Genomic DNA, 25,084 nt, shown 5'->3' on the forward strand with positions numbered 1-25,084 from the left:
CGTCAGCCCTCGTGGAGGCTGGAGCGGGTGTCCTTGGCCAGGTGCCGCGGCAGCAGGATCGTGCAGACGAGTCCGACGACGGCTGCTGCAGCGCAGATCGCGAAGCTCAGGCGGAAGGCGTCCGCGCTGGGTGTCGTGACAGCGCCGTCGGTGACGACCTGGGAGGCCAGGATGGCGCCGATCACCGCACTCGCGATCGTGGAACCGAGCGTCCGCATGACGGAGTTGAGTCCGTTGGACGCCGCCGTCTCGCTGGGCGGGACGGCACCCATGATGAGCGTCGGCATGGCGGCGTAGGCGAACCCCACCCCGAAGCCGACCGCGGTGGCCGTGAGCACGGTGTGCCAGACCTCGGTCATGAGTCCGATCGCGATCGCGTACCCGACCGCGATGATCGCGATGCCGATCAGCAGGCTCAACCGGGCGCCCTTGGCTGCGGTCAGCCGCGCGGCGACCGGTGACATCGCCCACATGATCAGACCGCTGGGCATGAGGCAGAGGCTCGCGATGAGCATGTTCTGCCCGAGACCGACCCCGGTGCCGACCGGCGCCTCGAGGATGCCCGGGAGGACGACCGTGCTCCCGAAGAACGCGAAACCGACCGTGATGGATGCGAGGTTCGTGAAGAGCACCGTCCGTCTGGCGGCGATCCGCAGGTCGACGAGCGGACTGGCGGACCGTACCTCGAACCACCCCCAGAGCAGGAGCACGACGACGCCGCCGATCAAGCAGCTGAGCGTCCCGACGCTCGTCCAACCCCACTCGTTGCCCTTCGAGACGGCGAGGAGGATGGGGACGAGGCCGGCGGCGAGACCGATCGCGCCGATCCAGTCGAAACCGCCTTCGCTCCGGAGGGTGCTCACCGGGACGAAGCGTGCGACGAGGACGAAGCCGATGAGCCCGAGGGCACCCGCGACCCAGAACAGCACATGCCAGTCCAGGTACTGCGAGATCACGGCGGAGATCGGGAGACCGACGGCACCACCGATGCCGAGGGTGGCACTCACGAGCGCGACCGCGGGGCCGAGCCGCTTCGCATGGAGCACGTCGCGCAGGATGCTGATGCCGAGCGGGATCACGCCCATCGCCATCCCCTGGAGGGCCCGGGCGACGATGAGCGGGACGATCGTGGACGAGAAGGCGGCGAGCACCGATCCGGCCATCATGATCCCGAGCAGGACGAGCACCATCCGTCGTTTGCCGTAGAGGTCGCCGAGCCGACCGGCGATCGGGGTCGCGACCGCGGCCGACAGGAGCGTGGCCGTCACGACCCACATGCTGTCGGAGGCGTGCACGCCGAGGATCGTGGGGAGCGTCGGCACGAGTGGGGTGACGAGCGTCATCATGAACGCCGCGACGAGACCGGTGAACGCGAGGCTCGTGACGACCGCCCGCTCCGGAAGCGGCTTGCGGAGTGCCGCCCGCTCCTCGTCGCTGAGCCAGGGGCGCTCGGCCCCAGGCTGGTCCTCGTCGTGGTCGTCGGGCTGCGCTGAATCCTGCGTCACGGGTCCTGTTCCTGTGGAGAGTCGATGCGGCCGAGGCCACTCGGAGTCGAACACCGTCCGTCGGTGCGGTATTCCCGGCTCGGCCGGGCCGATGTCGTCCGGCCTCGTCGTCGAATCAGCGCGGGAGGCGGGGGATCGCCGCGATGAGCTGCTTCGTGTACGCCTCGGCGGGATCGTGGAGGATCTGCGCGGTGGCGCCGGCCTCGACGACCTGCCCGTGTCGGAGGACCATCGTGCGTTCACACAGCGCTGCGACCGTGCCGAGATCGTGCGAGACCATGACGAGCGCCAGACCGTTCGAGGCCCGTAGCTCGGCGAGGAGCTCGATGATCTGGATCCGGGTGCTCATGTCGAGAGCGCTCACGGGCTCGTCGGCGAGGAGGAGTCTGGGATTGGGGACGATCGCGCGGGCGATGGCGATCCGCTGCCGCTGGCCGCCCGAGAACTCGTGCGGGAACCGCGACGCCGCGTCGGCGGGCAGTCCCACCGCCTCGAGCGCCTCGGACGCGCGGACGGCCGCCTGCTCGGTGGTCGCCAGACGGAGGGATCGCAGCGGTTCGGCCACGATGCGCCCGATGCGCTGCCGCGGATCGAGCGAGGAGTACGGATCCTGGAAGACGGCCTGCACCGATGCGCGGAACCGACGGACCCGTGTCCGGTCGCGGGGGTCCAGAGCGCTGCCGTCGAACCGGACCGAGCCCGTGGTCGGCCGGTCCAGGCCGAGCAGCAGCCGGAGGAGGGTGCTCTTACCGGCGCCGGACTGACCGACGATCCCGACGGCCTCTCCTGCGCCGACGGCCAGCGACACGTCGTCCAGGGCCTCCTGACCGCCGCGGTACCGGAAACCGACCGCATCCAGCTCGAGGATCGGCGTCGTCGTGATCGGTGCATCGGTCATCGTGGGTCCTCCAGCGCATCGTCGAGCGCGCGTGCGCTGGCGACCAGGCGACGGGTGTCCTCGTGCTGCGGCGCCGTCAGCACCTGCGTCACCGGGCCGCGCTCGACCGCGCGACCCTCGCTCAGCACGACGACCTCGTCGACCATGGTCGACACGACGGCGAGGTCGTGACTGATGAACAGGAGCGCCATGCCGCGTTCCCGGACGAGCCGGTCGATGAGCGCGAGCACCTCCGCCTGGACGGTCACGTCGAGTGCCGTCGTCGGCTCGTCCGCGATCAGGAGCTGCGGGCGACCGGCGAGCGCGATGGCGATCGCGATGCGCTGCCGCTGTCCGCCGGACAGCTCATGGGGATAGGAAGCGGCGATGCGCGCAGTGTCGGTGAGGGACACCTCGAGGAGGGCTGCTTCGACGGCCTCCTCGAGCCGTTCGCCCCGGAGTCCCAGGTGGCGACGCAGGGGCTCGGCGAGTTGGGCGCCGACCCGCATGAGCGGGTCGAGTGCGGTCAGCGGCTCCTGGAAGACGAGTCCGGCGACCCGACCGCGGAGCGGCCGCAGCGCGCGGTCGGGGGCACCGATCACCTGGGTGCCGGCCAGTTCGACGCTGCCGCTCGCGCTCAGCTGTTCGCCGAGCAGTCCGATCACCGCGAGGGAGGTCAAGGACTTGCCGGACCCGGAACCACCGATGAGGCCGAGGCGACCCCCGGCGGCGATCGTCAGGTCCAGTCCGTCGAGGAGCGGCCGGTCTGCGCCGTCGGGAGCACCGCGCCGGACGCCTCGCGTGATGGTCAGGCCGGAGATGTCGAGGAGATCACTCATGCGCCGCGCCTCCTGGTCGGATCGCCGAGGTCCCGCAGGCCGTCCGCGATGAAGTTCACGCCCACCACGAGCATCACCACGGCGACACCCGGAGCGATCGCGCCGACCGGTGCCGTCGTGACGGTGGCCTGAGCCTCCTGGAGCAGGCGCCCCCAGGAGGCGTTCGGCGGTGGCGCGCCGAGGCCGAGGTACGACAGGCTCGCTTCGGCGAGGACGGCGATGCCGAACTGCAGTGCGAGGTTGACGCTCAGGGTGGGCCAGATGTTCGGGAGCACGTGCTGGCCGATGACACCGGCCCAGCTCGTCCCGGCGGTCCTGGCCGCCACCACGTACTGCTCGCCGAGGACCCGCTTGGTGAGGATCCGGGTCAGGCGGGCCACGATGGCCGACATGGCGAGTCCGATCGCGATGATCGCGGTGCCGAGTGACGCTCCCTGGGCTGCCACGATGAGCATGGCGAGCAGGAGCACCGGGAAGGCGATCACGACGTCGAGCGCGGCGGAGATCGTGTCGTCCAGCCAGGCCGACGCGAAGGCCGCGGCGAGTCCCACGGCGATGCCGATGACCGCCCCGACCGCGACGGCCCCGGCGCCGGTCGCGAGCGCGATGCGCGCGCCGATCATGAGCTGGGTCATCAGGTCGCGACCGAGCTTGTCCGTACCGAGCCAGTGGGTGCCGGTCGGGCCTTCGAGACGACCGCCGGAGGTGTCCGTGGGGGCGAAGGGCAACCACACGAGCGAGACGGCCGCCAGGACGGCGATGACGCCGACGAGGACGAGTCCGACGGTCAGCGTCGCGGACCGGGCGCGGCGCCGGACCGGGCGCCGGTCGGCGAGCGCGGTCTGAGCGTCGACGGCGCTCATCGGAGCCCGTTCCCCGAGATCGAGGTGCGCAGACGCGGATCGATGAGCCGCTGGGCGATGTCGGCGACGAAGCCCGTCAGGAGGACGACGAGGGTCGAGACGAGGAGGATGCCCTGGATGTTCGGGTAGTCGTGCTGCTGGATCGCCGTCAGGAGCATCGACCCGAGGCCGGGCAGGCTGAAGACGCTCTCGACGACGACGGCGCCGAGGAAGGTGGTGGCGAGCTCGATGCCGAGGATCGCCACGACGGGCACCGCGGCGTTTCGGGCGCCGTGTCGGAGCAGGGCCTCGCCGAAGCCGGCTCCCTGCGCCCGTGCGGAGCGCAGATAGTCGCTGCCGACCACGTCGAGCGTGGCGGAACGGACGTATCGGGTGATGGACGCACTCATGACGATGGCGATGGTGATGACCGGGAGGGCGAGGCTCGTGAGTGCCGCGGCAGGATCTGCCCAGTCGTCGCGCGGGAAGCCGCCGGACGGGAACAGCCGGAGCGTCACCGCGAACACGCTGACGAGCAGGATGCCGACCCAGAACACCGGAACGGCGATCCCGAGCTGCGAGAGGCCGGACAACGCGATCCCGTACCAGCGGTCGGCCCGGAGTGCGGACACGACACCGGCCACGAGGGCGAGCACCACGGCGAGGAGGAACGCGAGGAGCGTCAGCGGCACGGTGACCTGGAGGCGCGACGCGATCTCAGGTCCGACCGGGAGTGAGCTCACGAACGAGGAACCGAGGTCGAAGGTGAGGACGCCGCCGAACCAGGCGGCGAACTGCTCGCCGAGCGGCCGGTCGGCTCCCACCTGCTCGCGCGCCGCGTCGATCTGCTCCTGCGTGGCGTTCACCGAGAGCAGGGCGTTCGACGGGTCGCCCGGCAGCAGCCGGAGCAGCACGAACAGCACGGTCATGGCGACGAGGAACGACACCACGAGGAACGCGGATCGGCGCAGCAGGTAAGCGAGCATGGTGGACCTCAGCGTAGCGAGGCCCGGGCCGAGCGGGCGGTGCCGGTCGGCCCGGGCGTCGACTACTTGCGGACGATGTCCGCCACGAAGAACTGCGAGTTCAGGCCGTTGACCCCGTACCCCGAGACGTCGCTCGCGGCGACGACGATCTGCGGGTAGAGGTAGAGCCACACGCTCGCCGCGTCCTCGGCGATCTGCTCGTTCACGAGCTTCAGCTTCGCCGTCTGCTCGTCGGTGGTCGTCGCCTGCTCGGCCTCCGACACCCACTGGGTCACCTCGGGGTTGTCGTAGCCCCAGTAGAAGTCCGGGTTGCCGTACCAGACGACGTCGCGGTCGTTCACGTGCTCCTGGAGGGTCGCCTGGAAGTCGCGTTCCTTGAACACCTTCGAGTACCACTCGTCCGCGCTGATCGTGTTGATCTCGACCGTGATGCCGACCTTGGCGAGTTCACTCTGGAGGAACTCGGCGACGGCCGGGTGCGGGTCGTAGCTCGGGGTGTCGAGGGTGAAGGTGAAGCCGTCGGCGAAGCCCGCTTCGGCGAGCTGCTGCTTGGCGAGCTCGGGGTCGTACGGGTTCACCTGCGTGAGGTCCTCGTACCAGGGGTCCGTCGGCGGGACCATCGACCCGATGAGCGTGCCGTAGTCGCCCCAGATGGATGAGAGCAGCTTCTTGGTGTCGATCGCGGAGTACACGGCCTTGCGGACGAGCGCCTGGTCGAACGGGGCGACCCGGTCGTTGAAGGCGAGCACCTCTTTCGTCGTGGAGTCGCCGTCGGAGACGACGTAGTCCGCGTTGTCGGTGAACTGGCTCAGCTGGTCGGGGCTCTGCACGCTCGTGATGATGTCGATCTGCTTCGTGACGAGCGCATTGCTGAGCGCGGTCGCGTCGGTGAAGTAGGTGAAGACCACCTCCGCGTTCTTGGCGGGCTCACCCCAGTAGTCGTCCCAGCGCTCGAGGCTCAGGGTGCTGCCGCGCTTCCAGTCGCCGAGCGTGTACGGACCCGTGCCGTCCTCGGTGGTCTTGAGGTCCTTCGCCGCGTCGTTGACGATCCAGACGTAGCTCAGGTTGTAGATGAAGGAGATGGAGCGCTCGGAGAGGGTGATGACGACGGTCTTGTCGTCGGGGGTCGCGATGTCGGAGATCACCGCGAAGCTGCTCTTCCGCGCGGACTGCGAGTCCTCGGCGGTCACGGCTTCGATGCTCGACTTCACGTCCGCCGAGGTGAGCGGGTCGCCGGAGTGGAAGGTGACGCCGTCCTTGAGGGTGAAGGTGTACGTCAGGCCGTCGTCGCTCACCGTGCTGTCGGCGGCGAGCACCGGCTCGACCTCGCCGTCGTCCGTGAGACGGTACAGGCCTTCGTACACGTTGCCGGTGAAGGCCTCCGTGACGCCCTGGCCTCCACCACCGGTGTTGCTGAGGTTCTGCGGCTCATAGAGCGAGCCGACGGCGATGGTCGCGTCGTCGCCCGTCGCCGCGCTGCCACCACCACCGGCGCAGCCGGCGAGGGCCACGGCGGCGGCGACGGACAGGGCGACGAGCCCGATGGTTCTCTTCACGGATACTCCTGTGGTGTGGGGGTGATGATGCTGGTGCTGGTGCTGGTGCTGGTGCTGGTGCTGGTGCTGGTGCTGGTGCAGGTGCAGGTGTGGGTGCTGGGGGTCAGACGGCGTAGAGGTCGAAGCCCTCACGGAACCGGACGATCCGTTCCCCGGCGAGGACGTCTCCGGCGAACCGGTTCTGCGGCGGCGGCATCGGACAGTTGTACTGGACGGAGAAGCCGCAGGGCGGCACGAACGCGCGGTTGAAGTCGAGGACGACCTCGCCCGCCGTGCCGAAGCCGCCGTCGTCGGTCCGCTGCACGAACAGGAACCGGCCGGCGCCGTAGCTGCCCGACTCGTCATCGCGGCCGTTCGTCGCATCGCCGAACACGAGGAGGAGCGTGCCGCCGTCGTCGAAGGCGCTCATCGTGTACTCGACGCCGTCCCGCGTGAACACGATGTCGCCGGGGACGACGAGCTCTCGCGATCCGCCGTTGTCGCGGATGTGCTCGAAGGGCACGGTCCGCGAACCGTCGACCGGCGTGAACCGCGCCGTCTGGACCCAGGCGGGGTCGTACGGGAAGACCTCGATGCCGTCGAATGCGCGGATCGCGGGCGCGTTCGCGTCCCATCGGCGGATGCCGACCTCGTCCTGGCCCGTGTCGAGGTGGGTGCGGCGGAGCGTCGTCACCGTGACGCTGCTCGGCTGCTCGGCGGTGATGGCGGCTGCGGCCTCGTCGACGGTGGCGGGCGTCTCGTCCGCGAGCCACCGTGTCTCGACGAGGGCGAGGTTGCCGAGCGGCGCGGTCACGGCGGCTCGACGGTCGTCGCGCCAGGCGTCGTGCTCGGCGATCGCGTTCGGCTGCGGGGCGGTGTGGATCGGCATGTCTCGATTCTCCGGATGACGACGGGCGGGTCCCAATCGTGTGTCCTTCGGAGTCCAGCTCGTTTCGGGCGGGAACTATTCCCGAGCCCGGCGACGACCCTGCGCGGGACGGCGGGCGACGGGGTCGCGACGGTCTGGGAGGATGTCCTCATGAACGCCACGCTCGTCCGCATGCCCGCCGATCGACTGCGGGGGTGGATGCTCGCCGCGAACGCGCAGTACCGCCTCGAACGCATCGAGGCAGGGGAGACCGAGGCAGAGGCGACGGCGAAGGCGGCACAGTCCCTCGCCGAGACGTTCCCGGCAGGCCGGCTCCAGGTCGGACACCTCGTCTTCGAGGTGGTCCTCGACGAGGCAGCGGTCGGCGTGCTCTGGATCGGACCGCGGAGCACGAGCCACCCGGACGAGTGGTGGGTCTGGGACGTGGAGATCGACGAGTCGTTCCGCGGGCGTGGGCTCGGCCGGCAGGCCATGCAGCTCGCCGAGACGGCGGCCAAGGAGCAGGGCGCGAAGACGCTCGGGCTGAACGTCTTCGGATTCAACCGGATCGCGCGCGGCCTGTACGAGTCGCTCGGCTACGAGACGATGGCCGTGCAGATGCGCAAGGCGCTCTAACGCGGGTCCAGCCCGTCGATCAGCTCGGTCATGACCCGGTCGGCGAGTGACGGAGGCTTCGGGTGCCCGTCGGCGGTGGTCCGCGAGGTCGTCGCCCGGTCGAGCGCGAGGACTTCACCGTGGAGGTGTTCCATCTTCGCGTCGAGCCTCGAGGCAGCCTCGGCGGCGTGCTTGAGCTCGGCGAGCAGGCTGTCCGGCACGGCCTTGTCGTACTTGTAGTAGATCTTGTGTTCGAGGCTCGCCCAGAAGTCCATCGCGATCGTCCGGAACTGGATCTCGACGGGTACCTGCACGACGCCGTCGGACATGAACACCGGAACCTCCACGATCACGTGGAGGCTCTGGTACCCGTTCGGCTTCGGGTTCGCGATGTAGTCCTTGACCTTCACGACGGTGATGTCCTGCTGGCTCGTCAGGAGTTCGAACACCTTGTACGTGTCGGAGATGAAGCTGCAGGTGACGCGGATGCCCGCGATGTCCGTGATGTGTTCGCGGATGTCGTCGATGTCCTGCCCGTACTGCTTGCGTTCGATCTTGCCGATGATGCTCTCCGGCGACTTCAACCGCGAGCTGATGTGCTCGATCGGGTTGTAGTCGTGGATCTGCGTGAACTCCTCCTTGAGGATGTTGAGCTTCGTGGTGATCTCGTCGATGCCGAACTTGTACAGCATCATGAACCGCGTGAACTCGTCCTTGAGGCGCTTCAGCTCCTCGAGGTTGTCCGACGACGTTGGTCCGGTCATGGGCGTGCACTCCAGCTCTGTCTCCGACGGACCGACGGCCCGCTCGCACTCTACTGAAGCGGCCTTGGAACGCCTCTCAGCCTCCTGTGAATCAGGACCGTGCCGGGCGGTTCAGTGCTGCAGGGCCGCGCGGCGCCGTGACGAGGCCTGGAGACGGCGGGCGCGCCCCGCCGTCAGCATCAGGCCGAGGACGACCCCGGCGACGGCACCCGACGTGTTCGCGAGGAGGTCGCGGGGATCGCTCACGCGTCCGGGGATCGCGAGTTGCGCTGCCTCGATGCCGACCGTGAGTGCCGCTGCGACGAGGATGGCGAGCCACCAGCGCCGCCGTCCGAGCAGGAGCAGGAAGAAGACGCCGATCGGGACGAACATGGCGATGTTCGCGCCGAACTCGAGGCGCTCGTAGGTGACCCACGCCGTCGACTCCCATCGAGCGAGGATGTCGACGAGTCGGTACACGAGGGACTCGGTCCTGCCGTCGAAGGGACGTGGGCCGAGGGTGATGGCCGCCACGAGTGCGAGATACACCACGGTGAGGGTGCTGAGCACGGGATGGCGGCGGAACATCGGCCCAGCATGCCCGAGTCACCTTGGCGGCGCTTGAGTGTTCCCTGGACGAGGGCGATGCGTCGTCGATGAGGTCGGCTGGGTCGTCAGCTGCGCGTCAGCGCCCTCGCAACCGTTCGATGTCGCGTCGTTCACGCTTCGTCGGACGGCCGGCGCCCCGGTCGCGGACGGCGACGACCTGCCGTTCCGCCGGTGTCGGCAGCGGGGGAGAGCGGTCGATGAGGCACTCCGCCGCGACGTCCGCGCCGACCCGTTTGGCGATGAGGCGCCGGACCTCCACGACCCGGTCGAAGCCCGCCACGCGGAGCCGGACCTCGTCGCCGATCCTGACGGCCTGTGCCGGCTTCGCCCGGTCGCCGTTGACCCGGACATGGCCGGCTCGACAGGCGGTCGCGCCGGCCGAGCGGGTCTTCGTCAGCCGGACCGCCCAGATCCACGCGTCGACGCGTACACTCGACGGGCTGTCCATCCTCCGATGCTAGAGCAGCCGATCGATAGACTCGACCCGTGACTGACGGGGCGGGGCGAGGGGTTCGACGGACCGGCGAAGACCGCGTCGTCACCGTCCCCAATGCGCTCAGCGTCTTCCGGATCCTCCTCGTCCCGGTCTTCCTGATCCTCCTCGTGCAGGGGCAGGACCTGTTGGCTCTCGCGACGCTCGCGTTCTCCGGCGTCACCGACCTCCTCGACGGGTGGATCGCGCGACGCTTCGACCAGATGACGAAGCTCGGTCGTCAACTCGATCCGGCCGCAGATCGCCTGTACATCCTCGCGGCGTTGGTCGGTCTCGCGGCCCGCGGCCTCATCCCGTGGTGGTTGCTCATCGTCGTCTTCGCCCGCGACCTGCTGCTCGTGGGGCTCGCCGTCGTCCTCCACCGGTCCGGCACCGGCGTGCTGCCGGTCATCCGCGTGGGGAAGTGGGGCACGGCGCTCCTCTTCATCGGGCTCCCGGTCCTCATGCTCGGGCAGGCGTTCCCCGCCGTCGCGATGATCGCGACGCCGCTCGGTTGGGTGTCGGCGATCGCCGGAGCGACCCTCTACTGGTGGGCCGGCATCCTCTACCTGCTCCAGACCGTGCGTATCTCGGGGGATGCCCGTTCGAAGCAGCGGGAACGGGCCGGATCCGGCGGATCACCCTCGACCGGGCGGCTCGACAGCGACGCCACATCGGATACGCTTGACGGAGAGGAGGTCGACGGTGGCTGAGCACGATGAGAAGTATCCCGCGACCGGGGCGTACACGCCGGGAGCCGTCGATGACGGTGCCCCGACGAGCGGCTCGGGCGATCGGGAAGTCGACACGACACTCACCTTCGGTGAAGACCTCGGAGCGGCCCTCGCGGCGATCGACTCCGACGTCACCGCTGAGGAGCACGAGGCGATCGCGGCCCTGCCGTCCGGTTCCGCGCTGCTGATCGTCCGTCGTGGTCCGAACGCCGGTGCGCGGTTCCTCCTCGACGCCGATGTCACCACCGTCGGACGTCACCCCGAGGCCGACATCTTCCTCGACGACGTCACGGTGTCGCGTCGCCACACCGAGTTCCACCGTCACGGGACCGCGTTCGAGATCCGCGATCTCAACTCCCTGAACGGCACGTACTTCGACGGTGTCCGCATCGACAAGGCGATCCTGCGCGACGCCGCCGAGGTGCAGATCGGCAAGTTCCGCCTCACCTTCTACGCGTCGCGGATCGACCTCGCCTCCCAGCTGGGAAGCTAGTGGCGGCAGCCAGCGCGAACGCGCGAAGCGACGGCGCTCCGCTGCTGAGCATCGGGCAGGTCCTCGCACGCCTCACGCCGGAGTTCCCTGAGCTGAGCAATTCGAAGCTCCGGTTCCTCGAGGAGCAGGGGCTGGTGTCCCCGGCACGGACGAAGTCGGGCTACCGGAAGTTCTCGAGCGAGGACCTCGAACGCCTGCGGCTGATCCTGTCGATGCAGCGCGACCACTACTTCCCCCTGAAGGTCATCCGCACCTACCTCGTCGAGGTCGACGCGGGACGGTCACCGCTGTTCCCGGGCAGTGGGCAAGCCGTCGGCGCACCGTCGATCCATCCCGGGGTCCGCAGGTTCTCGCGGAACGAATTGATCCGTGAAGCCGGCGCCACCCCGATGCTCTTCAACGACGCCGTGAGCGCGTCGCTGATCCTGCCCGCCGAGAACTACGGCGAGGACGTCGCGTCCCTCCTGCGGATCCTGGTGGAATTGCAGCGCTCCGGCATCGAACCACGGCACCTCCGCGGGTTCCGTGCCTCGATCGAGCGCGAGGTCGGGCTCATCGAGAGCGCGTTGAGCGCCGTCGCCAAGCGGAACGACGCCGCCGGCCGGGCACGTACCGCCGACCGGGCACTGGAGATCGCCGCACAGCTCGAGGGTGTGCGGTCGAACCTCGTCCGCTCGGCACTCGAGCGACACCAATCCTCCTGATCGACCTCCCAGGGCGTAGACTGCCCTCATCCATCACGGCCAGGTCACAGTTCGATCACTCGTCACGACACGCCGTCCGTTTCGAACGGATGTCGCAGCGTTGACCGGGGCGGATCGGTAGCGTGGTGGGAGTGGTCAAGCCGGCTCGACGCCCCCGTCGAGACCGTACCGACCGTGCAGCGAACATCGAGGAGAAGCAGACATGAGTGAACTCAGTCGCGACGGGGCGTCACGGTACGGTGACCTCGGGCTGCTGTTCACCGACGGGCTTCCAGAACTCGAAGAGGGCCAGGGCTACCGCGGAGCGGTCGCCGCCCGTGCAGCCGGCATCAGCTACCGCCAGCTCGACTACTGGGCCCGGACCGGTCTGGTCGAGCCGACCGTGCGCGGTGCATCCGGATCCGGAACGCAGCGGCTCTACGGCTTCCGCGACATCCTCGTCCTCAAGCTCGTGAAACGGCTGCTCGACACGGGCATCTCCCTGCAGCAGATCCGCACGGCGGTCGACCAGCTCCGCGAAGCGGGCATCGTCGACCTCGCCCAGACCACACTCATGAGCGACGGCGCCAGTGTCTACCTCTGCACCTCGAACGACGAGGTCATCGACCTCGTCAGCCGCGGACAGGGCGTCTTCGGCATCGCCGTCGGCAAGGTGCTGCGCGAGGTGGAGTCCACGCTCATCGAGTTCGACGCACAGTCGGCCGACCCCATGGACGAGCTCGCAGCACGTCGCTCCGCTCGTAGCGCCTAGCCCGAGCCGAAGGCGCCGGTCCCCGCGCCTGAGTGGCCGGTCCCTGAGCCTGTCGAAGGGCTCACCGACGTGCGCCACACCTTCCCTGAGCACGCGTCCCCGGTCGCTGAGCGTTCCTGCCGGTCCCTGAGCGTTCCTGCCGGTCCCTGAGCGCCCCTCCCGGTCCCTGAGCGCCCCTCCCGGTCCCTGAGCCTGTCGAAGGGCGATCCGAGCGAGCGCTTGGTCCGTGAGGCGACCGAACGGTCTGGCCGCGACCTCAGCTGTCGGTGGAGGGCGCCTCGACGGCAGCGGGGCTGGTGACGGCAGCCGGCTCCGGGGGAGCACCGTCGGCGTACTCGCCGACGCGGCCTGTGCGCAGCACGCGGTCGAGGAGGGAGTCGAAGTTCTTCGCCATCTCCTGCGCCGTGTCTCCCGGCCAGACGTGGACGGGCTTGGCGGCACCCTGCGCCTGCTGGAGGGATGTGCGCTCCAACAGCTGCGGGTTGAGGATGAGGGGACCGAACATGTCGCGCAGTTCCTTGATGCGGAACTGGTGCTCCATCGACTGCGGACGCACCCGGTTGACGATGATGCCGAGCGGCTGCAGCCGCGGGCTCAGCCCACGACGGATCTCCTCGACGGCGCGGAGGGCGCGGTCGGCCGCGGAGACCGAGAACAGGCCCGGCTCCGTGACGACGGCGACGCGGTCGCTCGCCGCCCAGGCGGTGCGGGTGAGTGCGTTGAGCGAGGGGGCGCTGTCGATGAGGACGAGGTCGTACTCCTCCTCGACGTGCGCGAGTGCCTCTTCCAGGCGCCAGATGTCGCGGATGCTGGGGTGCGGGCCGTCGAAGTTGATCGCAGACGGGCTGCCGATCATGACGTCCATCTTGCCCGGGTGGATCTTCGTCCAGCCACTCGCCACGATCGCCTGCTCGACGATCTTCTTCTTCGGCGAGGTCAGCACATCCGTCACCGTGAGGTGCCCTGCGACGTCGACGGCCATGCCGGTCGAGACGTCGGATTGGGGGTCGAGATCCACGACCAGCGTGCGGATGTCCTTCGAGAACGCGGCGGAAGCCAGGCCAAGGGTGACGGTGGTCTTGCCGACGCCCCCCTTCAGGGAGCTAACGCTGAGTACATGCACAAGGCTCAACGTTACCGTGACTAGGCTAGGGAATCTCAACGTTTGCTGAGTTGGCTGTTGTGGGAAGGGTTCCATGTTCAGGAAGATTCTTGTCGCCAATCGCGGAGAGATCGCCATCCGGGCGTTCCGTGCCGCGTACGAGCTGGGGGCGAAGACGGTTGCGGTGTTCCCCTATGAGGACCGCAACTCGATGCATCGGCTGAAGGCCGATGAGGCTTACCAGATCGGCACGGAGGGTCATCCGGTGCGCGCCTACCTCGACGTCTCGGAGATCATCCGCGTCGCGAAGGAGTCGGGCGCCGACGCGATCTACCCCGGGTACGGCTTCCTCTCCGAGAATCCGGAACTGGCTGAGGCCGCCCGAGCAGCCGGCATCACCTTCATCGGTCCGCCGTCCTCCGTCCTGGAGATGGCCGGCAACAAGGTGACCGCGAAGGAGCACGCTATCGCGGCAGGGGTCCCGGTCCTGAAGTCCACGCCGGCCAGCCGCGACATCGACGAGCTCCTCGCGGGAGCCGCCGACATCGGGTTCCCGATCTTCGCGAAGGCGGTCGCCGGTGGTGGTGGTCGTGGCATGCGCCGCGTCGACAACGCCGAGGACCTCCGCGGCGCCCTCGAGGCCGCCATGCGCGAGGCGGACAGCGCCTTCGGCGACCCGACGATGTTCCTCGAGCAGGCCGTCGTCCGCCCCCGGCACATCGAGGTCCAGATCCTGGCGAGCGCCGACGGCGAGACCATCCACCTCTTCGAGCGCGACTGCTCGGTGCAGCGCCGACACCAGAAGGTCGTCGAGATCGCGCCGGCCCCGAACCTCGACGAGGACACCCGTCAGGCCATGTACCGCGATGCCATCGCGTTCGCCAAGTCGATCGGCTACGTCAACGCCGGGACGGTCGAGTTCCTCCTCGACACCGCGGGGGAGCGGGCCGGCCAGCACGTGTTCATCGAGATGAACCCGCGCATCCAGGTCGAGCACACCGTGACCGAGGAGGTCACCGACGTCGACCTCGTCCAGTCGCAGATGCGCATCGCCGCCGGCGAGTCGCTCGGCGACCTCGGCCTCACGCAGGAGTCCCTGCACCTCCGCGGCTTCGCACTCCAGTGCCGCATCACGACCGAGGACCCCACGGCGGGCTTCCGTCCCGACACCGGGAAGATCACGACCTACCGCTCTCCGGGCGGCGGCGGCATCCGGCTCGACGGCGGTACGGTCGCCTCCGGCGCACAGATCAGCCCCCACTTCGACTCGATGCTCGCGAAGCTCACCTGCCGCGGGCGCACGTTCGAGGCGGCCGTCACGCGCGCCAAGCGCGCCCTCGCCGAGTTCCGCATCCGCGGCGTCTCCACGAACATCCCCTTCCTGCAGGCGGTCCTCGAGGACGCCTCGTTCGTGGCCGGCGACCTCAGCACCTCCTTCATCGACGAGCGTCCGCAGCTCCTCCGCGGGCACGTCTCGAAGGACCGCGGGACGAAGATCGTCAACTGGCTCGCCGACGTCACGGTCAATCAGCCCAACGGGTCGCGTCCGTCCGGCGCGGACCCGGTCGACAAGCTGCCCGCGATCGACATCACGACCGACGCCGCGGCCGGCTCGCGTCAGCGACTGCTCGAGCTCGGCCCGAAGGGCTTCGCCGACGCCCTCCGTGCCCAGACCGCCCTCGCCGTGACCGAGACCACGTTCCGCGATGCCCACCAGTCGCTCCTGGCCACGCGCGTCCGGACGAAGGACCTGCTCGCGGTCGCACCGTTCGTCTCCCGGCTCACCCCCGAACTGCTGTCCGTCGAGGCCTGGGGTGGCGCGACATACGACGTGGCCCTCCGCTTCCTCGGTGAGGAGCCGTGGGAGCGGCTGGCGTCGCTGCGTCAGGCGATGCCGAACATCGCGATCCAGATGCTGCTGCGCGGCCGGAACACCGTCGGCTACACGCCCTATCCCACGGAGGTGACGAACGCCTTCGTGCGGGAGGCCGCCGACACCGGGATCGACATCTTCCGGATCTTCGACGCCCTGAACGACGTGTCGCAGATGCGCCCCGCCATCGATGCGGTCCTGGAGACGGGGACGACCGTCGCCGAGGTCGCCGTCTGCTACACCGGCGACCTGCTGAACCCGGCCGAGGACCTCTACACCCTCGACTACTACCTCCGTCTCGCCGAGAAGATCGTCGAGTCCGGTGCCCACGTGCTCGCCATCAAGGACATGGCGGGGCTCCTCCGTCCGTCCGCGGCGGCCAAGCTCGTCGCGGCGTTCCGCGAGCGGTTCGACCTGCCGGTCCACGTGCACACGCACGACACCCCCGGTGGACAGCTGGCGACCCTCCTCGCGGCGAGCAACGCGGGCGCCGACGCCGTCGACGTCGCGAGCGCGCCGATGGCCGGCACGACGAGCCAGCCCTCCGCGTCCTCGCTGGTCGCCGCGCTGGCCCACACGGAGCGCGATACCGGCATCTCCCTGCAGGGGATCGCCGATCTCGAGCCCTACTGGGAGGCCGTCCGCGCGATGTACCGGCCGTTCGAGTCAGGACTCGCGGGCCCGACCGGTCGCGTGTACACGCACGAGATCCCGGGCGGTCAGCTGTCGAACCTCCGCCAGCAGGCGATCGCCCTGGGGCTCGCAGACCACTTCGAGCTCATCGAGGACATGTACGCGGCCTCCAACAAGATCCTCGGTCGGGTGCCCAAGGTGACCCCGTCGAGCAAGGTCGTCGGTGACCTCGCGCTCCACCTCGCCGCCGTCAAGGCGGATCCGGCGGACTTCGAGGCCAACCCCGACAAGTACGACGTCCCGGACTCCGTCGTGGGGTTCATGGCAGGCGAACTCGGGGAGCTCCCGGGCGGATGGCCTGAGCCGTTCCGCTCGAAGGTCCTCGCCGGTCGTTCGGTCGACATCGGCATCACGCCGATCTCCGCTGAGGACCAGGCCTCGCTCGACGGCGAGTCCGCCGAGCGCCGCTCGACCCTCAACCGGCTGTTGTTCCCGGCGCCGACCAAGCAGTTCGAGCAGCAGCGCGACCTGTACGGCGACCTCTCCGTCGTCGACACCGCCGACTACCTGTACGGCCTCGAGCCGGGCATGGAGCACGTCGTCGAGATCGACAAGGGCGTCCGGCTGTTCGTCGGGCTCGAAGCGATCGGTGCGGCCGACGAGAAGGGCATGCGCACCGTCATGGCGACCCTCAACGGTCAGCTGCGTCCCGTGTTCGTCCGCGACCGCAGCATCGAGGTCGACTCCCGCGCGGCCGAGAAGGCCGACACCTCCGTCCCCGGTCAGGTGGCCGCGCCGTTCTCCGGCGTCGTGACCGTCAAGGTCGCCGTCGGCGACCGCGTCGAGGCCGGCCAGCCGGTCGCCTCGATCGAGGCCATGAAGATGGAGGCGGCGATCACGACCGCCGTCGCCGGCGTCGTCGAGCGCCTCGCCATCCCCGCGACCCAGCAGGTCGAGGCGGGCGATCTGCTCGTCGTCGTGAAGCCGAGCGCCTGACCCTCCCGAGACCGGCCGCGTCCCTCCTCGAGGCGACGCGGCCGGTCTCCGCGTCCACCACACCTGTCCCGCCCGGAAGGATCCAACCCGTGACGACACGACCCATCAGACACTTCGGCGACCCGGTCCTGAAGGCTCCGACGGCCGAGGTCGTCACGATCGACGACGACATCCGCAGCCTCGTCCGCGATCTCGTGGACAGCGTGGAGCTCCCCGGTCGTGCCGGCGTCGCCGCGACGCAGATCGGTGTCGGACTCCGCGTGTTCAGCTACAACGTCGATGGCGTCATCGGGTACCTCATCAACCCGAAGCTCGTCGAGGTGCGCGGTGAACTCGAGGAGATCGGCGAGGGCTGCCTGTCTGTGCCCGGGCTCTGGTTCCCGACGCCGCGCCATCCGTACGCGCGTGCCGTCGGCATCGACCTCGACGGGCAGGAGCTCGTCGTCGAGGGTGAAGGACTCCTCGCCCAGGCGCTGCAGCACGAGACCGACCACCTCGACGGCATGCTCTATCTCGACCGGCTGTCGAAGGAGCACCGCCGCGAGGCGATGAAGCAGGTCCGCGAGAGCGACTGGTTCTAGACGCCGGTCGACGGGCTCGGCGGTCGTCGATCGTCCACCGAGCCCGTCGAGGCGCTACTTCAGGGACATCCCCTGGGTCTCGGGCGAGCCCGCTCCGAGGTACATGCCCTCGATCGTCTCCGCGAAGTCCTTGAGGATCACGTTCCGCTTGATGCTGAGCTTCGGCGTCAGGTGACCGCTCGCCTCCGTGAGCTCGTCGTCGAGGATGACGAACTTGCGGATCGACTCCGCACGGGACACCTTGGTGTTGGCCTCGTCGATGGCGCGCTGGACGGCGGCGAGCACCGCGGGGTTCCGAGCAGCCTCGGCGGCGCTCATCGACGCGTCCTGGCCGTTGTTGGCGAGCCAAGACGGCAGCATCTCGGTGTCGAGCGTGATGAGGGCGCTGATGAACGGCTTCTGATCGCCGACGACGACGACCTGTCCGACGACCGGGGTCGCGCGGATCGGGTCCTCGAGCGCCGCCGGGGCGACGTTCTTCCCGCCGGCGGTGACGATGATCTCCTTCTTCCGCCCGGTGATCGTGAGGAAGCCGTCGGCGTCGAAGGACCCGATGTCGCCGGTGCGGAACCAGCCGTCGTCGAAGGCCTCCGCCGTCGCCTCGGGGTTCTGCCAGTACTCCTTGAAGACGTTGATCCCGCGCACCTCGACCTCGCCGTCGTCGGCGATCCGGAGGGAGACGCCGGGGAGCGCCGGTCCGACCGTCCCGATCTTCGACTTCTGGGCGAGGTTCACCGTCGCGGGCGCGGTGGTCTCGGTGAGGCCGTAGCCTTCGAGGATCACGATGCCGAGCGCGTGGAAGAAGTGACCGAGTCGCGGACCGAGTGGTGCGCTGCCGGAGACCGCGTACCGCACCCGGCCGCCCATGGCCGTGCGGATCTTCGACAGCACGAGGCGGTCGAGCACCCGGAACTTCACCTTCAGGCCGAACGGTACGGAACCGCTCTCGAGGGCCTTCGAGTAGGCGATCCCGGTCTCGGCGGCTGCACGGAAGATCTTGCCCTTGCCGCCGGCCTCCGCCTTCTGCTCGGAGGAGTTGTAGACCTTCTCGAACACCCGGGGGACCGCGAGGAGGAACGTCGGCTGGAAGGTGCCGAGCGAGGGGAGCAGCTGCTTCGTGTCGGGCTGGTGGCCCGTCTTCACGCCGGAGTGCACGCACAGCACGGCGATGAAGCGCGCGAAGATGTGCGCCGTCGTGATGAAGAGGAGGGTGGAGGCACCGGGAGCGGACACGACGTCCTTGAGCGCGACGGCCGAGTTCCGCGACAGCTCGACGAAGTTCGAGTGGGTGAGGACGCAGCCCTTCGGCCGACCGGTCGAGCCGGAGGTGTAGATGAGGGTCGCCATGTCGGAACCCACCGCGAGGTTGCGGCGGCGTTCGATCTCCTCGTCGGGGACGTCGACGCCGGCGGCCGCGATCTTGTCGAGGTCGCCGAGGTCGATCTGCCAGACCCGTGCCACCTCGGGGAGGTCGCCGTGCACCTCGTCGAAGCGGGCGAACTGGTCGGGTGTCTCGACCAGGACACTCGTCGCTCCCGAGTCGCTGAGGATCCACTGCACCTGGCTCGGCGAGCTGGTCTCGTAGATCGGGACGAGGAGTGCTCCGGCGAACCAGACGGCGAAGTCGATGAGGGTCCACTCGTACCGGGTCTTGCACATGAGCCCGATCTTGTCGCCGGGTTCGATCCCGGCGGCGACGAGCCCCTTCGCCAGGGCGACGACCTGCGCGTGGAATTCTGCCGTGGTCACGTCCACCCACTCGGACCCGCGGGGAACGGCGAACAGCGCGGCGTCGGGCGCAGCAGCCAGGCGCTTCACGAGCAGATCGGTCGCATTGGCGGATGGGTCTGCTGCGACGACTGCAGGGACGTCGAACTGTTCCACGGCAACTCCTTCGGTACCAGGTCGGCAAGATGTTGCTCCATCCTAGGGCACGGGTGTTTGCGCGGTTTCTGTGGCGCGCAGACGCTCAGTAGACTCGACTGCGGCGCGCGGGCGACCGACCCGACTGGGCCCGGCCGCACGCCGCTGCCGGTATCGGCGACATCAGGACAGGGAGACGGCACCGTTATGGCAAACGCGATCGGCATCGACATCGGCGGGACGAAGATCGCGGGCGGGGTCGTCGACGACGACGGCCGGATCCTCGCGGCCGGACGCACGCCGACGCAGGCCTCCGATCCCGACGCCATCATCGAGGACGTCGTCGCCATGGTCCGGTCCTTGGACGACGGCAGCATCTCGAGCGTCGGCGTCGCAGCCCCGGGGTTCTTCGACGCCACCCGCTCGACCGTCTACTACTCGCCGAACATCGCCTGGCGGAACGAGCCCCTGCAGGCCCGGCTTGCCGCGCGGTTGCCCGACAAGGTCGTGACGATCGAGAACGACGCGAACGCCGCGGGTTGGGCCGAGTTCCGGTTCGGTGCGGGGCGTGAGGAACGCAGCATGGTCATGGTGACGATCGGCACGGGTGTCGGCGGAGCGATCGTCCTCGACGACCGGCTCCTCACCGGTGGCTTCGGCAGCGGTGCGGAACTGGGACACATGCGTCTCATCCCGGACGGTCTGCCCTGCGGCTGCGGCGCGCGTGGCTGCGTCGAGCAGTACTGCTCGGGGAACGCGTTGCTCCGACTCGCGAACGAGGCAGCGGACGCCGGTGGCGACGGTGCCGCCCTCGCCCGAGCCCGGGCCGCGGCCGGCGGGCTGCTGAACGGACACCACGTCTCCGCCCTGCTCGAGTCCGGTGATCCCGGCGCCCTCCGGTGCCTCAATGAGCTCGCCGATCTGCTGGGGCAGGCCCTCGCGAGCATGTCGGCCATCCTCGACCCCAACATCTTCGTGATCGGCGGCGGCGTCGCCCAGGCCGGCGACCTCCTCCTGGACCCCGTTCGTGAGGCGTTCCTGACGCACCTCCCGGCGCGCGGGTTCCACCCGGAGCCGTCCTTCAGCATCGCGCAGCTCGTGAACGACGCCGGTGTCATCGGCGCCGGCGATCTCGCCAGGAGCGCCCTCGTCCTCGGCTGACGACGACGGCAAGACGGAGGAGCACGATGTTCTACTGGTTCATGAAGTACCTGGTCGCCGGCCCGATCCTGAAGTCGATCTTCCGGCCGTGGGTGATCGGCGCCGAGAACATCCCGAAGCACGGCGGCGCGATCATCGCCAGCAACCACCTGTCCTTCATCGACTCGGTGATCCTCCCGCTGTGCGTCGATCGGCGGATCTCCTTCCTGGCCAAGAGCGAGTACTTCCGCGGCAAGGGTTTCGGCGGCTGGGCCACGAAGACCTTCATGCTCGGCACGGGGCAGCTCCCGATCGACCGGTCGGGAGGCAAGGCCTCCGAGGCCTCGCTCAACACCGGACTCGCGGTCCTCGGCGGCGGTCACCTGCTCGGGATCTACCCGGAGGGCACCCGCAGTCCAGACGGGACGATGTACCGCGGCCGCACCGGCGTCGCGCGGATGGTGCTCGAGGCCGGGGTCCCCATCGTCCCCGTCGCGATGATCGACACCGAGAAGGTCATGCCCATCGGCACGAAGCTGCCCCGGATCCGTCGGATCGGGATCGTCATCGGCAAACCGCTCGACTTCACGCGGTTCGAGGGCATGGAGGGGGACCGCTTCATCCTCCGCAGCGTCACGGACGAGTTGATGGTCGAGCTCCGCAAGCTCTCGGGCCAGGACTATCGCGACGTCTACGCCACGAGCGTCAAGGAGCGCGCCGCGTCGGCGTGACGCTAAGCTGAAAAACCGGGCCGCGATCGCGGTCCGTTCCCCCTTCCGGGCGGGCTCCGGAGCGCGTCCGGTCGAAGAGAAACAGGAAATCCGTGTCCCACGCTACAGAACCAGTCGTCATGGCCGAACCCTCGGTGATCGCCGGACTGGACTATTGGCGTGAGCTGCCGATCAAGCAGCAGCCGTCATGGCCGGACCAGGCCGCGGTGGCGCGTGCCTCCGCCGAACTCGCGACCCTCCCTCCGCTGGTCTTCGCCGGCGAGGTCGACATCCTGCGCGACCGGTTGGCCCGGGCGGCGAGCGGCAATGCGTTCCTGCTCCAGGGCGGCGACTGCGCCGAGACCTTCGCCGGTGCGACGGCCGAGCAGATCCGCAACCGCGTGAAGACGGTCCTGCAGATGGCCGTCGTGCTCACGTACGGTGCGTCGATGCCGGTCGTCAAGATGGGCCGGATGGCCGGGCAGTTCGCCAAGCCGCGCTCTAACGACTCCGAGACGCGGGGCGACGTCACCCTGCCCGCCTACCGCGGCGACATCGTCAACGGCTACGACTTCACCCCGGAGTCGCGCACGGCCGACCCCGCCCGGCTCGTCAAGGGGTACCACACCTCCGCATCGACGCTGAACCTCATCCGGGCCTTCACCCAGGGCGGGTTCGCCGACCTCCGCGAGGTCCACAGCTGGAACAAGGGGTTCGCCGCCAACCCGGTGAACCACCGGTACGAGGGACTGGCCCGCGACATCGATCGTGCGATCAAGTTCATGGAGGCGGCCGGAGCCGACTTCGACCAGCTGCGCGGTGTCGAGTTCTACTCGAGCCACGAGGCGCTGCTCATGGACTACGAGCGACCGATGACGCGGATCGACTCGCGGACCGGGACGCCCTACAACACCTCGGCCCACTTCGTGTGGATCGGTGAGCGGACCCGCGAGCTCGACGGCGCGCACGTCGACTTCCTGTCGCGCGTGCGCAACCCGATCGGCGTGAAGCTCGGCCCCACCACCTCGGCCGACGACATGCTGCGTCTCATCGACAAGCTCGACCCCGAGCGCGAGCCCGGGCGCCTGACGTTCATCACCCGGATGGGTGCGGGCAAGATCAGGGACGCCCTGCCTCCGCTGCTCGAGGCGATCAAGGGTGCCGACGCGACGCCGCTCTGGGTCACCGATCCGATGCACGGCAACGGACTCACGACGCCCACCGGCTACAAGACGCGTCGCTTCGACGACGTCGTGGACGAGGTCAAGGGGTTCTTCGAAGCCCACCGTGCCGCAGGGACGCACCCCGGTGGCATCCACGTCGAGCTCACCGGCGACGACGTCACCGAGTGCCTGGGCGGCTCCGAGCAGATCGACGAGGCGACCCTGGCGACGCGGTACGAGTCACTGTGCGATCCGCGCCTCAACCACATGCAGTCGCTCGAGCTCGCCTTCCTCGTGGCGGAGGAGCTCGCCGCCGCGAAGTAGGTCTCACACGACGAAGCGCCCGTGCCGGGTCCGGCATGGGCGCTTCGTCGTGTGGCAGCTGCGAGGGTGGATCGCGCTTCGCCGTGGCTACAGACCGAAGTCGGTGATGTTGACGGTCGAGCCCTTCTTGACGGACTTACCCGCCGGGGGATCGGTCTTCTTCACCTTGAAGATGTCGCGGAAGGCCTCCTGCACGGCGATGTCGCCGACGGTGAATCCAGCGTCCTGCAGTGCCTTGATGGCTTGATTGATCGTCTGGCCCGTGGTGTCGGGCACGGCTACCAACTCGACGCCCTTCGACACGATCAGCGTGACGTCGTCGCCCGGGATGAACGCCGTCTCGTTCCCATCGGCATCGGTCTTGGCCTGGATGCCGATGACCTGCCCCGCGGGGATCGTGTCGTCGAACGCCTCATCCGAGGCACCCACGCCGAGCCCGACGGATTCGAGGGCGTCGCGCGCCTGGTCCGGCGTCATCCCTGAGACCGAGGGCACCTGTCCGGCCGAGACGAGCAACGTCACCGTGGAGCCCTGGAAGGACGGCCCACCCTGGCTGTAGTCGGCGCCGGAGGTCGCGTCGGTCGCCGCGAGCACGATGTCCTTCGCGATGCTCGGGTCGAACTGCTGGTTCACGGTGCCGACCGCGACGCCGAGCGCGTCCAGCTGCTGTTCGGCGTCGGATTGTGCGAGCCCGGCGAGGACCGGGATGTCCACCGGCTGCGGGCCCTGGGAGACGAGGATCGTGACGGGGCTGCCCTTGTCGATCTTCGAGCCGGACGGCGGATCACTGCCGGCGACCGTGCCGGCCGGCACGGTGAGGCTGAACGTCGCGCCTTCGACGGGCACGAAGCCCAGCTCCACGAGTTTGGCGGATGCCTGGTCGAAACTCCCGTCGGCGACGTTCGGGACCTCGACGAGCGAGCCGGGGCCCTGGCCGAAGTACCATCCGGTCCCGCCGGCGAGCGCGGCGAGCATGAGGACGATCGTGAACAGCGCGACGCCGACGCGGCTGCGCTTGCGGGCCTTCGTGGCGAGCTTGCCCGGACCGTCCGTCGCGTCGGCGCGCACCGGGACCTGCTGCGGTTTGGTGTTGCGGCCGATGACCTGGGTGACGTCGTCGGCATGTTCGCTCGAGTACGAGGCCGGCATGACGATCGTGGGCTGCGCCCCGGTGGCGACCGAGGTGAACCCGAGACTGGACTCGATGGACCGCAGGCGCTCGAGCATCTCGCCGGCGTTCGACGGACGATCGTCCGGTTCGCGCTCGGTGGCCCAGAAGACGAGGTCGTCGAGTTCCTTCGGGACGGCAGGGTTCTTGGCGCTCGGTGCGGGGACCGACTCGTTGGCGTGCTGGTAGGCGATCTGCATCGGCTGCTCGCCCTTGTACGGCTGCTCACCGGTGAGCATCTCGTAGAGCATGATCCCGAGCGCGTAGATGTCGCTCCGGGCGTCGGCCTGTCCACGGGTGACGAGTTCGGGGGAGAGGTAGGCGATCGTCCCGAGGAGTGCCTGACCGGTGGCCGTGTTCGCGCTCGCGGCTCTCGCGAGTCCGAAGTCGCCGATCTTGATGCGTCCGTCGTCGGCGAGGAGGACGTTCTCCGGCTTGACGTCGCGGTGGACGATGCCGGCGCGGTGTGCGGCGGCGAGACCGGACAGCACGGCGTCGAGGATGTCGGCAGCCTGCCGCGGGGTCAGCGTGCCGTTGTCGCGGATGAGGTCGCGGAGGGTGATCCCCGGCAGGTGCTCCATGACGAGGTACGCCATGTCGGAGTCCTGGCCCTGGTCGAACACGCTGACGACGTGCGGGTTCGCGAGTCGGGCGGCGGAGCGCGCCTCCTGGATGAAGCGGTTCTTGAACGTCGTGTCGTCCGAGAGGTGCCCGTGCATGACCTTGATCGCGACGCGCCGCTCGAGCCGGAGGTCGGTGGCGAGGTAGACCGTCGCCATGCCGCCCCGGGCGATGCGTGAGCGCACCTGATATCTCCCGTCGAGGAGACGGCCGATCATCGGATCGGTCTGCTGGTTGCTACTCACCAGTCGAGTGTATGGAACGTCGAGCGCGAAGAGCTGTCAACACCCCGGGAGGGCGGCGAGGTGCCTGGATCGTTACCCGAACGCGATCCGAC

General features: G+C 69.0%; 23 protein-coding genes. 10 read left to right on the plus strand and 13 right to left on the minus strand.

Annotation, left to right across the window (positions count from 1 at the left end):
• Window positions 1–2 precede the first annotated feature (2 nt).
• The 7 genes from CCK91_RS05020 to CCK91_RS19795 form a co-directional block, all read right to left on the minus strand.
• Entirely contained in the window at window positions 3–1,505 is a 1,503-nt protein-coding gene (locus CCK91_RS05020; RefSeq protein WP_242664392.1) for an MFS transporter, read from the minus strand.
• A 115-nt stretch (window positions 1,506–1,620) separates the two neighbouring features.
• The gene (locus CCK91_RS05025; protein WP_086473196.1) at window positions 1,621–2,403 is read right to left on the minus strand and encodes an ABC transporter ATP-binding protein; all 783 of its coding nucleotides are present in this window, start codon (window positions 2,401–2,403) and stop codon (window positions 1,621–1,623) included.
• A complete protein-coding gene (locus tag CCK91_RS05030) occupies window positions 2,400–3,221 on the minus strand; it encodes an ATP-binding cassette domain-containing protein (protein ID WP_086473197.1) in 822 nt (273 codons plus the stop codon). Before CCK91_RS05030 ends, CCK91_RS05025 begins: the two co-directional genes overlap by 4 nt.
• Entirely contained in the window at window positions 3,218–4,084 is an 867-nt protein-coding gene (locus CCK91_RS05035) for an ABC transporter permease (protein WP_086473198.1), read from the minus strand. The genes CCK91_RS05030 and CCK91_RS05035 overlap by 4 nt, the downstream gene beginning before the upstream one ends.
• On the minus strand, window positions 4,081–5,049 hold the full coding sequence (locus CCK91_RS05040) for an ABC transporter permease (protein WP_086473199.1): 969 nt from the start codon (window positions 5,047–5,049) through the stop codon (window positions 4,081–4,083). The genes CCK91_RS05035 and CCK91_RS05040 overlap by 4 nt, the downstream gene beginning before the upstream one ends.
• A 62-nt stretch (window positions 5,050–5,111) precedes the next feature.
• Window positions 5,112–6,605 (minus strand): ABC transporter substrate-binding protein, encoded by a 1,494-nt coding sequence (locus CCK91_RS05045; RefSeq protein ID WP_242664393.1) that lies wholly within the window; start codon window positions 6,603–6,605, stop codon window positions 5,112–5,114.
• 103 nt (window positions 6,606–6,708) lie between these two features.
• Window positions 6,709–7,473, minus strand: a complete 765-nt coding sequence (locus tag CCK91_RS19795; protein WP_207568191.1) for a DUF1684 domain-containing protein — start codon at window positions 7,471–7,473, stop codon at window positions 6,709–6,711.
• A 150-nt stretch (window positions 7,474–7,623) separates the two neighbouring features.
• Here CCK91_RS19795 and CCK91_RS05050 point away from each other — a divergent pair, with 150 nt between their 5' ends.
• Window positions 7,624–8,088 (plus strand): GNAT family N-acetyltransferase, encoded by a 465-nt coding sequence (locus tag CCK91_RS05050; protein WP_086473201.1) that lies wholly within the window; start codon window positions 7,624–7,626, stop codon window positions 8,086–8,088.
• Here the strand turns inward: CCK91_RS05050 and CCK91_RS05055 are convergent.
• The 3 genes from CCK91_RS05055 to CCK91_RS05065 form a co-directional block, all read right to left on the minus strand.
• Window positions 8,085–8,831 (minus strand): GTP pyrophosphokinase, encoded by a 747-nt coding sequence (locus tag CCK91_RS05055; RefSeq protein ID WP_082916274.1) that lies wholly within the window; start codon window positions 8,829–8,831, stop codon window positions 8,085–8,087. The two genes, CCK91_RS05050 and CCK91_RS05055, sit on opposite strands and share 4 nt — an antisense overlap.
• Window positions 8,832–8,942: 111 nt before the next feature.
• Complete coding sequence (locus CCK91_RS05060; RefSeq protein ID WP_086473202.1) at window positions 8,943–9,398, minus strand: VanZ family protein; 456 nt, start codon at window positions 9,396–9,398, stop codon at window positions 8,943–8,945.
• Window positions 9,399–9,495: 97 nt separating this feature from the next.
• Window positions 9,496–9,867, minus strand: a complete 372-nt coding sequence (locus CCK91_RS05065) for an RNA-binding S4 domain-containing protein (RefSeq protein WP_086473203.1) — start codon at window positions 9,865–9,867, stop codon at window positions 9,496–9,498.
• 38 nt (window positions 9,868–9,905) lie between these two features.
• Between CCK91_RS05065 and CCK91_RS05070 the strand changes: the two genes are divergently transcribed.
• The 4 genes from CCK91_RS05070 (at window position 9,906) to CCK91_RS05085 (ending at window position 12,573) form a co-directional block, all read left to right on the plus strand.
• Window positions 9,906–10,604: a CDP-alcohol phosphatidyltransferase family protein gene (locus tag CCK91_RS05070; RefSeq protein WP_086473204.1), complete on the plus strand. Its 699-nt coding sequence runs from the start codon at window positions 9,906–9,908 to the stop codon at window positions 10,602–10,604.
• The gene (locus tag CCK91_RS05075; RefSeq protein ID WP_086473205.1) at window positions 10,597–11,118 is read left to right on the plus strand and encodes an FHA domain-containing protein; all 522 of its coding nucleotides are present in this window, start codon (window positions 10,597–10,599) and stop codon (window positions 11,116–11,118) included. The genes CCK91_RS05070 and CCK91_RS05075 overlap by 8 nt, the downstream gene beginning before the upstream one ends.
• A complete protein-coding gene (ftsR, locus tag CCK91_RS05080) occupies window positions 11,118–11,822 on the plus strand; it encodes a transcriptional regulator FtsR (protein ID WP_064297015.1) in 705 nt (234 codons plus the stop codon). The genes CCK91_RS05075 and ftsR overlap by 1 nt, the downstream gene beginning before the upstream one ends.
• Window positions 11,823–12,024: 202 nt before the next feature.
• Window positions 12,025–12,573 carry a MerR family transcriptional regulator gene (locus CCK91_RS05085; protein ID WP_064297014.1) on the plus strand — a complete coding sequence of 183 codons (549 nt, stop codon included), beginning with the start codon at window positions 12,025–12,027 and terminating at the stop codon, window positions 12,571–12,573.
• A gap of 256 nt (window positions 12,574–12,829) precedes the next feature.
• Here CCK91_RS05085 and CCK91_RS05090 read toward each other — a convergent pair whose 3' ends face one another.
• On the minus strand, window positions 12,830–13,696 hold the full coding sequence (locus CCK91_RS05090) for a ParA family protein (protein WP_079002579.1): 867 nt from the start codon (window positions 13,694–13,696) through the stop codon (window positions 12,830–12,832).
• Window positions 13,697–13,769: 73 nt separating this feature from the next.
• On the opposite strand from CCK91_RS05090, the gene CCK91_RS05095 reads away from it, so the two are divergent.
• Together CCK91_RS05095 and CCK91_RS05100 are read left to right on the plus strand one after the other, a co-directional pair.
• Window positions 13,770–17,177, plus strand: coding sequence for a pyruvate carboxylase (locus CCK91_RS05095; RefSeq protein WP_086473206.1), 3,408 nt, complete (start codon window positions 13,770–13,772; stop codon window positions 17,175–17,177).
• A gap of 89 nt (window positions 17,178–17,266) precedes the next feature.
• Window positions 17,267–17,758: a peptide deformylase gene (locus tag CCK91_RS05100; RefSeq protein WP_064297012.1), complete on the plus strand. Its 492-nt coding sequence runs from the start codon at window positions 17,267–17,269 to the stop codon at window positions 17,756–17,758.
• Window positions 17,759–17,812: 54 nt separating this feature from the next.
• Here CCK91_RS05100 and CCK91_RS05105 read toward each other — a convergent pair whose 3' ends face one another.
• Complete coding sequence (locus CCK91_RS05105; protein WP_086473207.1) at window positions 17,813–19,642, minus strand: AMP-dependent synthetase/ligase; 1,830 nt, start codon at window positions 19,640–19,642, stop codon at window positions 17,813–17,815.
• Between the two features lie 186 nt (window positions 19,643–19,828).
• Here CCK91_RS05105 and CCK91_RS05110 point away from each other — a divergent pair, with 186 nt between their 5' ends.
• The 3 genes from CCK91_RS05110 to CCK91_RS05120 all read left to right on the plus strand — a co-directional run bounded on the left by CCK91_RS05110 (window position 19,829) and on the right by CCK91_RS05120 (window position 22,958).
• Window positions 19,829–20,782, plus strand: coding sequence for an ROK family glucokinase (locus tag CCK91_RS05110; RefSeq protein ID WP_085510971.1), 954 nt, complete (start codon window positions 19,829–19,831; stop codon window positions 20,780–20,782).
• Window positions 20,783–20,808: 26 nt separating this feature from the next.
• Entirely contained in the window at window positions 20,809–21,492 is a 684-nt protein-coding gene (locus tag CCK91_RS05115) for a lysophospholipid acyltransferase family protein (RefSeq protein WP_086473208.1), read from the plus strand.
• 119 nt (window positions 21,493–21,611) lie between these two features.
• Window positions 21,612–22,958 (plus strand): class II 3-deoxy-7-phosphoheptulonate synthase, encoded by a 1,347-nt coding sequence (locus CCK91_RS05120; RefSeq protein ID WP_056005400.1) that lies wholly within the window; start codon window positions 21,612–21,614, stop codon window positions 22,956–22,958.
• 87 nt (window positions 22,959–23,045) lie between these two features.
• Here CCK91_RS05120 and pknB read toward each other — a convergent pair whose 3' ends face one another.
• The gene (pknB, locus tag CCK91_RS05125) at window positions 23,046–24,992 is read right to left on the minus strand and encodes a Stk1 family PASTA domain-containing Ser/Thr kinase (RefSeq protein WP_242664394.1); all 1,947 of its coding nucleotides are present in this window, start codon (window positions 24,990–24,992) and stop codon (window positions 23,046–23,048) included.
• Window positions 24,993–25,084 lie beyond the last annotated feature (92 nt).

The sequence above is a fragment of the Plantibacter elymi (nom. nud.) genome (assembly GCF_900177795.1).
In the GTDB taxonomy this organism is placed as follows: Bacteria; Actinomycetota; Actinomycetes; order Actinomycetales; family Microbacteriaceae; genus Plantibacter; species Plantibacter elymi.

Coding starts and splice junctions, on each gene's coding strand:
- CCK91_RS05025 (WP_086473196.1), bottom strand. CDS start 2,403: ATGACCGATGCACCGATCACGACGACGCCGATCCTCGAGCTGGATGCG.
- CCK91_RS05030 (WP_086473197.1), bottom strand. CDS start 3,221: ATGAGTGATCTCCTCGACATCTCCGGCCTGACCATCACGCGAGGCGTC.
- CCK91_RS05035 (WP_086473198.1), bottom strand. CDS start 4,084: ATGAGCGCCGTCGACGCTCAGACCGCGCTCGCCGACCGGCGCCCGGTC.
- CCK91_RS05040 (WP_086473199.1), bottom strand. CDS start 5,049: ATGCTCGCTTACCTGCTGCGCCGATCCGCGTTCCTCGTGGTGTCGTTC.
- CCK91_RS19795 (WP_207568191.1), bottom strand. CDS start 7,473: ATGCCGATCCACACCGCCCCGCAGCCGAACGCGATCGCCGAGCACGAC.
- CCK91_RS05050 (WP_086473201.1), top strand. CDS start 7,624: ATGAACGCCACGCTCGTCCGCATGCCCGCCGATCGACTGCGGGGGTGG.
- CCK91_RS05055 (WP_082916274.1), bottom strand. CDS start 8,831: ATGACCGGACCAACGTCGTCGGACAACCTCGAGGAGCTGAAGCGCCTC.
- CCK91_RS05060 (WP_086473202.1), bottom strand. CDS start 9,398: ATGTTCCGCCGCCATCCCGTGCTCAGCACCCTCACCGTGGTGTATCTC.
- CCK91_RS05065 (WP_086473203.1), bottom strand. CDS start 9,867: ATGGACAGCCCGTCGAGTGTACGCGTCGACGCGTGGATCTGGGCGGTC.
- CCK91_RS05085 (WP_064297014.1), top strand. CDS start 12,025: ATGAGTGAACTCAGTCGCGACGGGGCGTCACGGTACGGTGACCTCGGG.
- CCK91_RS05095 (WP_086473206.1), top strand. CDS start 13,770: ATGTTCAGGAAGATTCTTGTCGCCAATCGCGGAGAGATCGCCATCCGG.
- CCK91_RS05110 (WP_085510971.1), top strand. CDS start 19,829: ATGGCAAACGCGATCGGCATCGACATCGGCGGGACGAAGATCGCGGGC.
- CCK91_RS05115 (WP_086473208.1), top strand. CDS start 20,809: ATGTTCTACTGGTTCATGAAGTACCTGGTCGCCGGCCCGATCCTGAAG.
- CCK91_RS05120 (WP_056005400.1), top strand. CDS start 21,612: ATGGCCGAACCCTCGGTGATCGCCGGACTGGACTATTGGCGTGAGCTG.